Origin of the sequence: Acidovorax sp. ACV02, from assembly GCF_014851475.1 — a bacterium.
GTDB lineage: Bacteria > Pseudomonadota > Gammaproteobacteria > Burkholderiales > Burkholderiaceae_C > Acidovorax > Acidovorax delafieldii.
The window spans coordinates 180,527-194,797 of record NZ_JACUZU010000007.1; the positions used below are offsets into that span (position 1 = coordinate 180,527).

At 67.8% G+C, this 14,271-nt stretch carries 15 protein-coding genes; 3 read left to right on the forward strand and 12 right to left on the reverse strand.

All coding sequences use genetic code 11. The features are described from left to right. The gene (locus tag IB236_RS17720; RefSeq protein WP_192421632.1) at positions 1-1,389 is read left to right on the forward strand and encodes a sensor histidine kinase; all 1,389 of its coding nucleotides are present in this window, start codon (positions 1-3) and stop codon (positions 1,387-1,389) included. Positions 1,390-1,424: 35 nt separating this feature from the next. Further along, complete coding sequence (locus IB236_RS17725; RefSeq protein ID WP_225581250.1) at positions 1,425-2,477, forward strand: tripartite tricarboxylate transporter substrate-binding protein; 1,053 nt, start codon at positions 1,425-1,427, stop codon at positions 2,475-2,477. Positions 2,478-2,523: 46 nt separating this feature from the next. Here IB236_RS17725 and IB236_RS17730 read toward each other — a convergent pair whose 3' ends face one another. The 12 genes from IB236_RS17730 to IB236_RS17785 form a co-directional block, all read right to left on the reverse strand. Further along, positions 2,524-3,813, reverse strand: coding sequence for a FimV family protein (locus IB236_RS17730; RefSeq protein ID WP_192421634.1), 1,290 nt, complete (start codon positions 3,811-3,813; stop codon positions 2,524-2,526). Positions 3,814-3,956: 143 nt separating this feature from the next. Further along, positions 3,957-4,169, reverse strand: a complete 213-nt coding sequence (locus IB236_RS17735; RefSeq protein ID WP_056064510.1) for a DUF2788 domain-containing protein — start codon at positions 4,167-4,169, stop codon at positions 3,957-3,959. Continuing rightward, positions 4,166-5,029 (reverse strand): DUF2189 domain-containing protein, encoded by an 864-nt coding sequence (locus IB236_RS17740; RefSeq protein ID WP_056064512.1) that lies wholly within the window; start codon positions 5,027-5,029, stop codon positions 4,166-4,168. Before IB236_RS17740 ends, IB236_RS17735 begins: the two co-directional genes overlap by 4 nt. A 112-nt stretch (positions 5,030-5,141) precedes the next feature. Next, positions 5,142-5,849, reverse strand: coding sequence for an HAD-IA family hydrolase (locus tag IB236_RS17745; protein ID WP_015014902.1), 708 nt, complete (start codon positions 5,847-5,849; stop codon positions 5,142-5,144). A gap of 100 nt (positions 5,850-5,949) precedes the next feature. Next, on the reverse strand, positions 5,950-7,026 hold the full coding sequence (locus IB236_RS17750; RefSeq protein WP_192421635.1) for a LacI family DNA-binding transcriptional regulator: 1,077 nt from the start codon (positions 7,024-7,026) through the stop codon (positions 5,950-5,952). Further along, positions 7,023-8,048, reverse strand: a complete 1,026-nt coding sequence (locus tag IB236_RS17755) for a D-glycerate dehydrogenase (protein ID WP_192421636.1) — start codon at positions 8,046-8,048, stop codon at positions 7,023-7,025. The genes IB236_RS17750 and IB236_RS17755 overlap by 4 nt, the downstream gene beginning before the upstream one ends. After that, positions 8,045-8,995 (reverse strand): sugar kinase, encoded by a 951-nt coding sequence (locus IB236_RS17760; protein ID WP_192421637.1) that lies wholly within the window; start codon positions 8,993-8,995, stop codon positions 8,045-8,047. The genes IB236_RS17755 and IB236_RS17760 overlap by 4 nt, the downstream gene beginning before the upstream one ends. Further along, positions 8,992-9,747, reverse strand: a complete 756-nt coding sequence (locus tag IB236_RS17765) for a sugar phosphate isomerase/epimerase (RefSeq protein WP_192421638.1) — start codon at positions 9,745-9,747, stop codon at positions 8,992-8,994. The genes IB236_RS17760 and IB236_RS17765 overlap by 4 nt, the downstream gene beginning before the upstream one ends. Before the next feature lie 90 nt (positions 9,748-9,837). Continuing rightward, positions 9,838-10,617, reverse strand: a complete 780-nt coding sequence (locus tag IB236_RS17770) for an amino acid ABC transporter ATP-binding protein (protein WP_056064526.1) — start codon at positions 10,615-10,617, stop codon at positions 9,838-9,840. Between the two features lie 27 nt (positions 10,618-10,644). Continuing rightward, positions 10,645-11,451, reverse strand: a complete 807-nt coding sequence (locus IB236_RS17775) for a transporter substrate-binding domain-containing protein (protein ID WP_015014908.1) — start codon at positions 11,449-11,451, stop codon at positions 10,645-10,647. Positions 11,452-11,514: 63 nt separating this feature from the next. Continuing rightward, complete coding sequence (locus IB236_RS17780) at positions 11,515-12,168, reverse strand: amino acid ABC transporter permease (RefSeq protein WP_056064532.1); 654 nt, start codon at positions 12,166-12,168, stop codon at positions 11,515-11,517. Positions 12,169-12,180: 12 nt separating this feature from the next. Further along, positions 12,181-12,852 (reverse strand): amino acid ABC transporter permease, encoded by a 672-nt coding sequence (locus tag IB236_RS17785; RefSeq protein ID WP_056064535.1) that lies wholly within the window; start codon positions 12,850-12,852, stop codon positions 12,181-12,183. 202 nt (positions 12,853-13,054) lie between these two features. Between IB236_RS17785 and hemH the strand changes: the two genes are divergently transcribed. After that, positions 13,055-14,167: a ferrochelatase gene (hemH, locus tag IB236_RS17790; protein ID WP_192421639.1), complete on the forward strand. Its 1,113-nt coding sequence runs from the start codon at positions 13,055-13,057 to the stop codon at positions 14,165-14,167. The last annotated feature ends 104 nt before the right edge of the window (positions 14,168-14,271 follow it).

A 14,271-nucleotide genomic window follows, 5' to 3' on the forward strand; every position in this document is an offset into this window, starting at 1 on the left:
ATGGGCCTGACCGCACGCCTGCGCCGCGCCAGCCTGTGGCGGCTGCTGGCCATGCTGCTGCTGCCGCTGCTGGCCCTGGTGACGGGCGTGGAGCTGTGGATGACCCGGCACGATGCGCTGGAGGCCGCCAACGCGGCCTACGACCGCTCGCTGCTCGGCGCGCTCAAGTCCATCGACGCCAACATCTCCACCGCCTCGGGCGGCCTGTCGGCCGAGTTGCCGTACAGCATGCTGGAATTCTTTGAACTCACGGCCAGCGGCAATGTGTACTTTCGCGTGGCGTCGTCCGACGGGCTGGTGGAGCTGGGCAATGCCGACCTGCCCCTGCCCGCCGGGCCGCTGGAGCCTGGCGTACCGCGTTTTTATGACGCTACCTACTTTGGAGAGTCAGTGCGGCTGGCCGCCTACCGCCGCGCGCTGGACCGTGCGGAGCCCGCATCCACCGTGCTCGTGCAGGTGGCCGAAAGCACGCGGTCGCGCCAGGACTTCACAGCCCGCTTTGTGCGCCGCGCGGTGCAGCGCGATGCGCTGGTGCTGGCCCTGATGGTGCTGGGCACTGCGGCACTGCTGGCTGTGGCGCTGCGCCCGCTGGCGCGGCTGGCGCGCGAGGTGCAGGCCCGCAGCGGCGACGACATGACCCCGCTGGCATCCAACGACCTGCCCGCTGACATCCGCCCGCTGGTGGACGCGGTCAACCAGCAGATGGCGCGCACGCAAGATCTGGTGGCACAGCAACGGCAGTTTCTGGACGATGCCTCGCACCAACTGCGCACCCACCTCACCACGCTGCAGATGCAGATCGACTACGCACGCCGCGAGGGCGACACCACGCAGGTGCAGCACACACTGGCAGCCATCGGAGGCGAGATCGCCCGCGCCACGCGCAGCACCCAGCAGCTGCTGGCACTGGGCCGCAGCGACACAGCGGCGGTAGAGCTGACGCCCTTTGACCTGGCCGCGCTGCTGCGCACGGTGGCGCTGGAGCTGCTGCCCCAGGCGCGCACCAAGCAGATCGACTTTGGCATCCACACGCCCTCCGCTGGCATCGAGGCCGTGGGCGATAGTGGCCTGCTGCGCGAGGCCCTGACCAATCTGGCAGCCAATGCCATCGCCTACACCCCGGCGCAGGGCACCGTCACCGTGTCAGCCGCGGGTGACAGCCTGGGCTGGAGCATCTGCGTGGAGGACAACGGCCCCGGTCTGCCCGCCGAGGAGCGCGACGCACTGGGCCAGCGCTACCGGCGCGGCTCGCAGGCCACGGCAGGCGGCTCCGGCCTGGGGCTGGCGATTGCCCGGTCGATTGCCGAGCGGCACCGGGGCAGCCTGCGGCTGCAGGCGCGCGCTGAAGGGCCAGGGCTCCTGGCAATACTCTGGTGGCCCCGCGCCTGACACAGTCTGCTGAACAAGTGAACGCTCCACACCCCATGCCGCAGCCCTTGCCCACCACAGACCGTCCGCTGACAGCGCCTTGCAGCCGCCGCCAGCTGCTGCAGACGCTCGCGGCCGCCGCCGCCAGCGCTGGCGCGGGCCTGGCTCCCTTCCCGGCGGCGGCCGACGCATCCCGTGAGCCGGCGGAATGCATTGCACCTTCACGCCCCGGCGGCGGATTTGACCTGACCTGTGGTCTGGCCTCACAGGCACTGCAGGCCGTGCGCCCTGGCCGCACGCCGCTGCGCACCCGCTACCTGCCCGGCGGCATTGGCGCCGTGGCATTTGACCAGGTGGCCACCGGCCGCCTGGGAGGGCCCGGCACGCTGGTGGCGTTCTCCAGCGGCTCGCTGCTCAACATGGCGCAGGGCCGCTTCGGCCCACACCCGGTGAGCGCCGTGCGCTGGATAGCGACGCTGGGCAACGACTACGGCGTGGTGGCAGTGCACCGCGACGCCCCCTACCAGCGCTTGCAGGACGTGGTCACCGCCTTACAAAAAGATTCGGGCCGCGTGGTGTTTGGCGCCGGCGGCACGCTGGGCAGCCAGGACTGGGTCAAGGCCGCGCTGCTGGTGCGCGCAGCGGGGCAAGACCACAAGCGCATGCGTTTTGTATCGTTTGAAGGCGGCGGCGAAGCGCTCAAGGCGCTGGGCGGCCGGCACATCGACATCTTCACCGGCGACGCGGCCGAGGCCACCCGGGCCGCTGCAGAAGGCCTGCCGGTGCGCATCCTGGCAGTGCTGGCACCCGCGCGGCTGCCCGGCACACTGGCCGCCCTGCCCACGGCACGCGAGCAGGGCATTGACCTGCAATGGACCACCGTGCGCGGCCTCTACATGGCTGCCAGCGTGCCGGACGCGGCTGCCCACGCCTGGACGACCGCCCTGCAGGAAGCCCAGGCGGCGCCCGGGTATGCCGCGTTGTGCGCCCGCCATGGGCTGTACCCCTTTGCGCTGAGTGGCACGGCCCTGGACGACTATGTGCAACGCAGCCTAGCCGACTATCGCCGCCTGGCGCAGGATCTGGGGCTGCGGTCCTGGCCGCGTTGATCTGCGCTGCGCACCACCTCCTGAGCGATGGGTCCGCTGACCGTCCCTACGCGGGCAAGGCACCCACTCCTTGTAGTCCGGGCAACCCGGCAGGCCGGTCATCGGCAGGTAGCACTGCTGTGCGGCGCTCGGCCTCGGCGTCTCCCGCTGCGGGCAAGGAAGACTGCGCCACATAGGCCGTCAGGGTGTTGCGCCACTCTTCGTTCGATGCGTCCATGGCGTGTCGCATGCGCGCCAGCAGCCAACCTGCTGCCCCGACCGTCAAGGCCAGCATAGCCAGAAGCCCATACACCAAGGACGCCGGGAAATGCCCTGCATTCAGCTGTTCCACACGGGCCAGCAATGCGAGCGTGGCCTGATGGTCTTGCTCGGCCTGCGCGCGCATGCGATCCACTTCCACCTGCAAGGCCTGCATGCGCGCGCCGGGGGATCCCGCGCCGTCCGGCGCGTTAGCCTCCGCAGCCGAAGCCGCCACCGGCATCAGTGTTGCGCCGTCGGACGGAGCCCCTTCGCCCGAGGCGGGCGGCGTGACCAGCGCCGTCAACGGCTCCATCACCAGCCGGGGCTTGGACGGTCCAGGCGCAACAGGTGCCGCTGCTGGAGCCACCGAGGCGGTGGACGATGCCGACGCCTGTGCGGGGGGCGCTGCTGCGGCCTCGGGCGCCATGCTGGGCGCGGTGCTGGGTGGCTCCTGAGGCGCCGTCTGCGCAGTGCTGGTCGCGGAAGCCACTGCCGCTGTGTCAGCGGACCGGCTGCGCGCAACGGGAGCCTCGGCAGACTTTGCGGCCAGTTTCGTGCCCTTGCGCTCTACCCGGCTGGCGGCCAACGCCTTGCGCGGCCGCGAGGTGCCCATTGCGGTTGCAGAAGACGCTTCTCCGGCAGCCACCCCGGCCGCCCGTGAGGGGGAGGCATCTGCCAACGGCACCTCCCAGGGAATCGCCACTGGCTTCAGCCCGGCCGCAACGGTGGCAGGCAGATCGGCCAGAAAGGTGTATTCGCGCGTCACCCGGCCCGTGCAATGCACGGAGACCTGGGCCGTCAGCACCGGCTCGTCGGCCAGATGGGAGGACTGCACCCGCAGCACCGGGTTGCGCTCCGGTTCGCCCGGCCGCACGCTCACCTGGACACGGCCTGCCGGCACGGCCACATCGCCAGACACCAGCCGCGCTTGCGGGCACAAGGCGTCCACCGACATGCCGGGGTCCAGCTGGACTTCAAAGCCCAGGTCGATGGGCTGTCCCAGCCATACCTTGCCTTGCGGCGCGCCCAGGGACAGGGCTTCCGCCGCCTCGGCCAGCAGCCCCAGGACGACGACGATCAGGGAGTTACGAAGCATCACAACCACCTCCAGCCATTGCAATTAGTTTCTACATGAAACAAAACACAACGGAAAGAAATGAATGCGCAGGTTTCAGTGCCAGACCCCGGACAGATCGCGGTTGGGTGCGCCTGGCGTTGAGCAACGGGCCGTGTGGCCCGCTACCGTTCCAGCCACCACTGGATCACCACCTTGGCCAGGAACCCCAGAAAACCCACGCCCAGGCCCAGGAAGAGCACGAAGGTGCCAAAGCGTCCGGCCTTCGATTCCCACGCGAGCTGCCCGATGATGAACAGCATGTAGGCGATGAACGCCCCCACCCCGTAGGTGAGGAAGAAGCCCGAGATCTGCGCCTCGGTAAATCCAAAAATCACGATGTCCCTCCAGGCCGGCGCACAGGGGCCGCCGGTACACCAGGGGCCACCAGGTCACGCTCGGGCAGGCTGGATGCATCTACCAGGTCGCGGTATGCGTGCCAACTGGCGTGGCCCAGCATGGGCATCACAGCGATCAGGCCCAGCAGCAGGGAACCCAGGCCCAGCAAGGTAAAGCCCAGGATGATCGCTGCCCAGAACGCCATCGGAAGCGGGTTGGTGATGACCGCCTGCCAGCCGGTGAGCACCGCCTGCAGCAGCGTGGCGCGGCGGTCCAGCAGCAGGGGCATGGCCACCACGCTGGACGCAAAAATGGGCGCGGCCATCAGGCTGCCCAGCGCCAGCCAGACTTCAAACAACCAGCCGTCACGCGCCATGACCACATGGCGCAGAAAGTCGAGCGGTGTCTCGATGGGCACGGGCGCCAGCAGCGTGATGAGCGCCGCAGATGTCACGACCCAGCCCGAGGCGGCCAGCGCCAGCAGGGCCCCGAACTGCAGCATGCACCAGTAGTCGCTGCCCCATTTGTTCACATGGCTGTTCTGCCAGTTGAGCCAGGTCTTGAGCACCACGCCCAGGTTGGCGGCTTCGCCACGCTCCAGCGCGCGGCTCAGCGCATACAGGCTGGTGGCCAGCACCGGCGCCACCACCAGAAAGCCCGACAGAGCCCCCGCCAGCAGCCAGAAGCGGTGGTGTGCCACTGCAAAGATGGCGGCCCCAAACAGTGTGAGTGCCAGGCCATGCGCAAAACTGATCCAGCCCGCCCGCGCCATGTCGCGCCAGGCCAGCACCAGCCAGGTCATGGGCTGCATCATGCCGATGGTGCGGATGGCGGGCAACGGGGGGGGAGTACGGGGCATGGTGGGAGGGGTCGCTGAGCGACGATGGAGTGTGACCTGATCAGGCAGCGGCTTCAACCGCCGCGCGCCCAAACCTTGACCTGAGGCAAGAAACCGAACCCAGCGAAACCGGTCAGGCCAACAGCCGGCACAGCGCGGTAAGGCTGTCCACCGTGGCATGGGGCGGTGTGTCGTCGTGCGGCCAGGGGTGGTTGGCGCTGTTGATCCACACCGCCTGCATGCCGGCATTCAGTGCGCCCTGCGCATCCAGTGTGGCGTCGTCGCCCACGTGCAGCACCTCGTGGGGCAACACATCCACGGCCGTGGCGGCCGCATGGAAGATGCGCACATCGGGTTTGGCGATGCCAAAGTCCGACGCGCTGATGCTGTGGCGAAAGTAGTGGCCGATGCCGATGCGGTGAATATCGGCATTGCCGTTGGACACCGCCACCACCGGGTAGCGCGCTGACAAGAAAGCCAGCGTGTCGTGCGCATCGTCAAACAGCTCCACCCGCTGGCGCTCTGCAAAGAACAAATCAAACGCCGGTTCGGCCAGCGCGGGCTCGTCACCGGCCTGCGTCAGCGCCAGCCGGATGGACTCGCGCCGCAGCGCGCTCAGGTCGCCCTTCAGGTCAGGGCGCAGGGTCACCATCTGGTTGCGGATGGCGCGCAGCGCCTCGGTGTCCGAGAAGAGTGCCGCCGTGGCAGGCGCGTGGTGGGTCAGCCAGTCCAGCAGCACACTCTCGGCCCGCGTGATGGTGGGCCAGATGGGCCAGAGCGTGTCGTCCAGATCGATGGAGATGGCGCGGATGCGGGAGGTGTCCAGAGAGGGATTTGGCACAGGGCGCACCTGAAGGATGAAGGCGAAAAAAGAGGCCCCGGCGATGCACCGGGACGAGGGCCGCAAAGCATACCGCAGGCCTTTGCGGAATGCAGTGCGTTCAACCCGGGTCTGGCGCGCCCCCAGGCCCCAACGAAGATCCGCGCACCACCAGCAGCCCGGGCAGCAGGCTCTCGCGCGCAGGGCCTTCCAGGCCGTTGATACGCTCCAGCAGGCACTGCGCAGCACGTTGCCCGATGGCATCGGTGGGCTGGGCCACCGCGCTCAGGCCAGGCCGGATCAGCGACGCCCATTCGGGGTCGTCAAAGCCTACGAAACCCAGCTGTTGCCCAAACGTCCACCCCAGGCGCGAGACGGACGCTGCCACCCGCAGCGTGACCACCGAATTGCCCGCCACCACCGCGCAGCGCTCGCCGGGCCGGGCCTGCTGCAGCAGATCGGTGAGTGCCTGGTCCAGCACTTCGTCACCCTGCTCGGCCGCCAGCTGCAGCACCGCGCCGCGCACCGCCGAGCCCTTGGAGGACACCAGCGCACGGAAGGCCTCCGTGCGCTCGATGCGGGAACTCACGCCCAGCAAGGGCTGGCTGATGTAGAGCAGGCGCTGCCAGCCTTGCTGCTGCAGGTGGGCACAGGCTTCGCGCATGGCGCCCTGGTTGTCCAGCGAGACGAAGTCTGCCGCCAGCCCGGCGTGGCGCCGGTCCACCAGCACGGCGGGCTTGCCGTGCAAGGTGTTCACATCCGCCTGCCCCTCGCCCTGCCCCAGCGTGTTGAGGATGAAGCCATCCACCTGGTAGCTGGCCAGCGCGTCGATGGCCGCGCGCTCGCGCTCGCGGTCGTTGCCCAGGTTGAATAGCATGACCAGGTAGCCTGCGTCCTGGCAGGCTTTCTCGGCGCCCCGCAACACGGCCACCGAATAGGGGTTGGTGATGTCGGCCACCACCAGGCCAATGAGCCGCGAGCGGCCATGGCTCAGCGCCTGGGCCATGGGGCTGGGCACATAGGCCAGCTTGGCGATGGCCGCCTCGACCCGCGCGGCAATGTCGGGGCTGAGCAGGCGTTCGCGGTGGTTGAAGTAGCGCGACACCGTGGCCTTGGACACACCGGCCTCGGCCGCCACATCGGCGATGGTGGGACGGGCGCGCAGCGTGGCGGAGGGTGCGGGTGTCGGCGGGCTCATGCGGGTACGGCGTTGTACACGGCGGCGGGCCGCTCGCCCGCCAGGGCCTGCAGCAGATTGGTGGTGGCCAACGCGGCCATGGCATGGCGCGTGTCGTGCGTGGCCGAGCCGATGTGCGGCAGCGGGGTCACGCGCGGGTGGGTGCGCAGGGGCGACGCCAGCGGCAGCGGCTCAGTGGCAAACACATCCAGCCCCGCTGCGCGCAGCGGGCCATGGTCCAGCGCGTGCAGCAGGTCTTGCTCCACCACGGTGGCACCCCGGCCGCCGTTGATGAAGATGGCGCCGGGCTTCATGGTCGCAAAAATTTCGGCATTGACCATACCCCGTGTGCTGTCCGACAAGGGCAGCATGGCCACCACAAAGTCCGACTGCGCCAGCAGCGCAGGCAGCGGCGTGTGGATGGCCTTGCCCTGCAACTCGGGGGCCTGGGCTGCCAGGTCGACCGGGCGGCGGGCGTGGTACATCACCGGCATGCCAAACCCCAGTGCGGCGCGGCGCGCCACGGCCTGGCCAATGCGGCCAAATCCGAGCAGGCCCAGCGTCTTGCCGTGCACATCGCTGCCAAACAGGTCTTCTCCAATATTCTTCGTCCACCGGCCCTCGCGCACCAGTTGCGACAGTTCCACCAGCCTGCGGCTGGTGGCCATGAGGAGGGCAAACACCGAGTCTGCCACCGTTTCGTCGAGCACTCCGGGGGTGTGGCACAGCATGATGCCGCGCGCCTGCAGCACGTCCAGCGCGTAGTTGTCCACGCCCACCGAAATGCTGGACACCACCTGAAGCCAGGGCGCACGCGCCAGCACGGCGGCATCGATGGGGAAGCTGGAGCCAATGAGCCCGTGCGCCTGCGCCAGCGCCGCGTCAAACCGCGCGCGCTCGTCGGGCTTGCGCGGGTCGGCCACTGTCACGTCGTGCACGGCGGTCAACCGCGCGAGCTGGTCGGGCGGCAGCTCGCGAAACACCAGCACCTGTTTGCGCGCAGGGCCTGTGCTGCCGTTTGCTGAAGGTAGCGCCAGGCTCACAGGCCCGCCTCCTGCAGCTGGGCGCGGGTGGGCAGCCCCTCGGTGTCGCCCAGCACCTGCACGGCGCGGGCACCAATCCAGGCGCCACGGCGCACAGCGGCGGGCACCGGCAGGCCTTCCAGCAAGGCACTGATCACGCCCACCGCAAAGCCGTCGCCCGCGCCCACGGTGTCCACCACCTGGGCCACGGGCACGCCAGGCACGCGGCCGGTGCCGGCCACGTCGCTGTCGTAGTACGCGCCCTCGGGCCCGAGCTTGACCACCACCAGCTTGGCGCCGCGCTCACGGTAAAAGCGTGCCACGCCCTCTGGAGTGGTTTCACCGGTCAAAAACACGCCCTCTTCCATGCCCGGCAGCACCCAGTCGGCATAGGTCGCCAGGGTGTTGATCCAGTGGCGCATGGTCTCGGGCGACGACCACAGCGTGGGGCGCAGGTTGGGGTCGAAGGAGATGGTGCGGCCTGCAGCACGCATCACCTCCAGCGTGCGGATGGCGGCCTGCAGGCTGGTGTCGGAGATGGCGGCAAACACGCCTGTGGCATGCAGGTGGCGCGCGGACTGCAGCCAGGGCTCGTCCACATCGGCGGGCCCCATCTGGCTGGCGGCGGAGCCCTTGCGGTGGTATTCCACCTGCGGGTCGCGGCCATCGGTCACGCGCTCCTTGAACTGAAAGCCCGTGCGCTGCGTGGCATCACACACCACGTGCGAGCAATCGATGCCTTCGCCCTGCATGGCGGCCAACAGCGCGCGGCCCATGGAGTCGATGCCCAGGCGGCTGGCCCAGCCCACCTTCAGGCCCAGGCGCGCCAGGCCAATGGCCACATTGGTCTCGGCCCCGGCCGTGCGCTTGTGAAAGCCGGTGGCGTTCTCCAGCGGACCGGGCTCGTTGGCCACCAGCAGCAGCATGGCCTCGCCAAACAGTGCCACGTCGAAGGCTGAATCGCTCATGCAGCCTCCCGTGCAGCGCGGATAAAGGCCACCTGCTCGCGCGTGACCGCCACCAGGTCGTCACCCACCAGCGGGTATTCAATGGCATGCGGCACATCGGCTGGCAAGGCACGCAGCACGGCGCGCCAGGGCGCCACCGAATCGGCCAGCGGCACCGCCACCCACTTGGCGGGCAGCCGCTGCACGCCCTTGCAGTGCACATAGCGCACATAGGGTGCCAGGGCCTGCGCGGCCTGCAGCGGGCATTCGCCCTGCCAGTGCCAGTTGCCCATGTCAAAGGTCATGCCCAGGCCGAGCCCCGCCTGTGCCTGGGCTGCAAAAAATGCCTGCATGGCGGCCAGCGTGCCGGCGGTGGCGGTCTGGTCGTTCTCGATCACCAGCTCCACCTGCGGGGCGGCCTGCAGCAGGGCTTTAAGGCGTTGCAGCGAGGCATGCGATGTCGGCAGGGTTGCGCCAAAGCCGCCAATCGACATCTTCAGGCGCGGTGCACGCAGCACCTGGGCGGCCTGCACGCCGCGTGCAAGGGCTGCTTCATCCAGCTCGCCATGCGCGGTCCACAGGCCTTCGGGGCTGGAGTACACCGCCGCCCGGCCCGCCAGCGCGGGCAGCTCGGTGGCCGCATCGCGCAGCAGCTCGCCACGCACCTCCACGCCGTCCGCGCCCGCTTGCTGGGCCAGGTCGGTGCACCACAGCTGGCCGTGGCGTCCTGTTTCGGCCGCGCCGAAGGAGGACAAGGAAATCAATACCTTCATGTGTTTCTTTCAGGCCGCGCCCCCACGGGGCGAAGGCCATCAACCGCACGACCTGTCAGGTCTCAATGTGCGTGGGTCTGTGCGTGGGTCTCAATGTGCGTGGTGTGAACTCAGGATCTGGCCCAGGAACTGCCGCGTCTTGTCGTGCTGCGGCTGGCCAAAGAACTGCTGTGGTGGCGCCTGCTCCAGGATCTTGCCGTCGGCCATGAAGATCACCCGGTCGGCCACGCTGCGGGCAAAGCCCATCTCGTGCGTCACGCACAGCATGGTCATGCCGTCTTCGGCCAGGCTGATCATGGTGTCCAGCACTTCCTTGACCATCTCGGGGTCGAGCGCCGAGGTGGGTTCGTCAAACAGCATCACCTTGGGCGCCATGCACAGCGCCCGCGCAATGGCCACGCGCTGCTGCTGCCCACCCGACAACTGGCTGGGGTGCTTATGCGCCTGCTCGGGGATGCGCACGCGGGTCAGGTACTTCATGGCCACTTCTTCGGCCTGCGCCTTGCTCATGCCGCGCGATCGCATGGGGGCCAGCGTGCAGTTTTCCAGAATGGTCAGGTGCGGGAACAGGTTGAATTGCTGGAACACCATGCCCACTTCGGCGCGCACGGCATCCACGTTCTTGCCGCCAGCGGTCAGGTCGATGCCATCGACCTCGATGCGGCCCTTTTGCACCGTCTCCAGCCGGTTGATGCAGCGAATCAGCGTGGACTTGCCCGAGCCCGATGGCCCGCAGATCACGATGCGCTCCCCTTGCCGCACCGACAGGTTGATGTCGGTGAGCACCTGGAAGCTGTCGTACCACTTGTTGACCCCCTCCATGCGGATGATCGGCGGTGTGCCGGGGGCGGTCGTGACTGCGTCGCTCATCAATGGCTCCTTATCGTTCAGGCAGGCTTACTGCAGCTTGGGCAGATCAGCGCCCAGCCACTTCTGGTACAGCTTGTTCAGCTCGCCATTGGCAGTGTTGCGTGCCACAAAGTCGTTCACGGCCTTGGTCAGCTCGTCCTGGCCGGGGCGCAGGGCGATGCCCATGGCCTGCTGCAGCAGGTTGAACTTGTTCTCGAAGGTGTTGGCGGGCACGCGCTTGGCGATCTGCGCCGCCACCGTGACCGAGCAGCCAATCGCATCGACCTGGCCCGAAATCAGCGCCTGCATGGCCGACGCGTCGTCGTCAAAGCGGCGGATTTCAGTGCCCTCGGGCGCCGCCTTGGTCACGGCCACGTCTTGCGTGCTGGCGCGGGCCACGCCCACGCGCACGGTCTTCAGGTCTGCCGCGCTCTTGATGTTGGCGCCCGTCTTGCCGTACAGCACGATGGTCGCGGCCGCGTAGGGCTGCGAGAACTGCACCTGCTTGGCACGCTCGGGCGTGATCGCGAGCGATGCCACCAGCACATCGACCTTGTTGGTCAGCAAGAACGGAATGCGGTTGGGGCCGGTGACGGGCACGATGTTGGCCTTCACGCCCAGGTCCTTGGCCAGCAGCTTGGCCACGTCGGCGTCGTAGCCGTCGGGCTGGTTTTGCGCGTTGGTGGTGCCGTAGGGCGGAAAGTCCACCAGCATGCCGATGGTGATCTCACCCTTCTTCTTGATGTCCGCCACGGACTGGGCCGAGGCCAGCGGCGCAAAGGCCGTGAGCGCGGCACCCAGGCCCAAGGCAGCCAAAGCGGCGGTGGCGGTGCGGCGTTGCAAAGAAAAAGTCATCGCATGTCTCCTGGTGGTTGGTGTGAACGAGAACAGAAAGAAAAGAGGATGGCGGCGCGTGGGTCAGCGCGCCAGAGCACGTGCGCGCTTGCGCTCCATGCGTGCGGCCAGCAGCGACAGCGGCCAGCAGATCACGAAGTACAGCGCGGCCACGGTGGTGAACACATGCAGCGGCTGAAAGGTGGCGTTGTTGATGATCTGCCCGGCCCGCGTGATCTCGGTGAAGCCGATGATGGCCGCCAGCGATGTGCCCTTGATGATCTGCACCACGTAGCCCACCGTGGGCGGCAGTGCGATCTTGAAGGCCTGGGGCAGCACCACAAACCGCATGCGGGCCACGTACTTGAGGTTCAGGGCCTGCGCAGCCTCCCACTGTCCACGTGGCACCGCTTCGATGCAGCCGCGCCAGATCTCGGCCAGAAACGCCGCGCTGTTCAGCACCAGCGCCACGCCCGCGGCCACCCAGGGGTTGATGTCAAACCCCAGCACGGGCGCACCAAAGAAGATGAGGAACAGCTGCAGCAGCAGCGGCGTGCCCTGGAACACCTGGATGAACACGCGCGATGCATTGCGTGCCGCAGCGTTCTCTGAGGTGCGCGACAGCGCCACCACCAGCCCCAGCAGCGCACCGCCGACGAAGGCAATGGCCGACAGCGCCAGCGTCCACTGCGCGGCCTGCACGATAAAAAGAAACTCGGAGAGTCCGAAAGTACGCATGGCAGGTATTCCTCAGCGACGGTCTGGGTAATTCAGCATGCGCTGATAGATCAGCTTGAACAGCGCCGAGAAACTCAGCGCCAGCGCCAGGTAGATGGCCGTCACCACGATGTAGATCTCAAAGCTGCGGAAGGTCTGCGACTGCAGGTTGGCCGCCACCGAGGTCAGGTCGTCCGCCGAGATCACCGACACCACGGCCGAGCTGAGCATCAGCAAGATGAACTGGCTCGTGAGCGCCGGGTAGATGGCCTTGAGCGCGGGCTTGAGGATCACAAACCGAAAGATCTCCCACGGCTTGAGGTTGAGCGCCTTGCCCGCCTCGATCTGCCCCTTGGGAATGGACTCGATGCCCGCCCGCACGATCTCGGCCGCATACGCCCCCAGGTTGACCACCATGGCTGTCAGCGCCGCCGTGTAGGGCGACCAGCGCAGGCCGATGGATGGCAGCGCAAAGAAGAAGAAAAACAGCTGCACCAGAAACGGCGTGTTGCGGATGACCTCGATGTACGCATTGATCAAAAACCGCAGCCAGCCCGGCCCGCCGGTCTTGCCCCAGGCGCAAAAGATGGCCACCACCAGCCCCAGCAAGGTGGCGGTGAGCGACAGCTGCACGGTGATCCAGGTGCCCTTGAGCAGCAAGGGCCACGCGGCAAACACGGCATCGAACTGGAACTGGTAATTCACGGTGGACAGTCGTTATTCCAAAGTGGCGCCAGTTTATGAAACCGGTTTCATAACCACATCAGGGAATACCCGATGCGCCCAAAAACAGGGCTACAAACGCATGAAGACGACATGCCCGGCGCTGATCTCGCAGGCAGCTGTGTGCCGGGCGGCAAATAGGCTCCCAGCCCGCACTGGCCCGGCGCGTGGGTGAAAATGCCGCATGCCTTCCTTCCACCCCGAACCCCCTTTCACTCACGGCCAAGCCGACCGCACCGCTGTGCTGCTGTGCAACCTGGGCACGCCCGACGAACCCACGGCCCCGGCCGTGCGCCGCTATCTGGCGCAGTTCCTGGGTGACCACCGCGTGGTGGAGATTCCCAAACTGCTGTGGATGCCCATCCTGCACGGCATCATCCTGCGCACGCGCCCGGCCAAGTCGGCCGCCAAATACGCCAGCATCTGGACGCCCGAGGGCTCGCCCCTGGCGCACTGGACGGCCAAGCAAGCCACGCTGCTGCGCGGCTGGCTGGGCGAGGCGGGCCACGCGGTGCTGGTGCGCCACGCCATGCGCTACGGCAACCCGTCCATCGCCAGCCAGCTCGATGCGCTGAAGGCCGAGGGCGCCACGCGCATCCTCATCCTGCCGCTGTACCCGCAGTACTCCGCCACCACCACAGCCAGCGTGTTTGACGCCGTCTACACCTGGGCCGCCGCTACGCGCAACGTGCCCGAACTGCGGTTTGTCAACCACTACCACGACGCCCCCGGCTACATCGACGCCCTGGCCCGCACCATCGAAACGCACTGGAAGCACCACGGCCAGCCCGACCAGCTGGTGATGAGCTTTCATGGCGTCCCCGAGCGCACCCTGCACCTGGGCGACCCCTACCACTGCGAGGCCCGCAAGACCGGCCGCCTGCTGGCCGAGCGCCTGGGACTGCGCGAGGAGCGCTACCGCATCACCTTCCAGTCGCGTTTTGGCAAGGCCAAGTGGCTGGAGCCCTACACCCAGCCCACCATCGAGGCGCTGGGCAAGGCGGGCACGCGGCGGGTGGACGTGGTGTGCCCCGGCTTCACCAGCGACTGCCTGGAGACGCTGGAAGAAATCAACATGGAAGTGCGCGAGGCCTTCTTGTACGCGGGCGGCAAGGAGTTTCACTACATCCCCTGCCTGAACGACAACCACCACTGGATCACTGCCCTGAGCCGTGTGGCCCAGCAGCACTTGGCGGGCTGGCCCACCGAGGCCCCCACCGCCGCCGCACTGGCCGATGCCCGCAGCCACGCCCTGGCCGGTGGTGCACCTGCCGGGGTATGCCCGGTGGCGCACTGATGCGCATGCCCATGCCGTTGCGCATGCCAAAGCGAATGGCACTGGGCGCCCTGCGCGCCCATGGTCATTCACTACATTATTGATAGCACCCAGGGCATATTGCA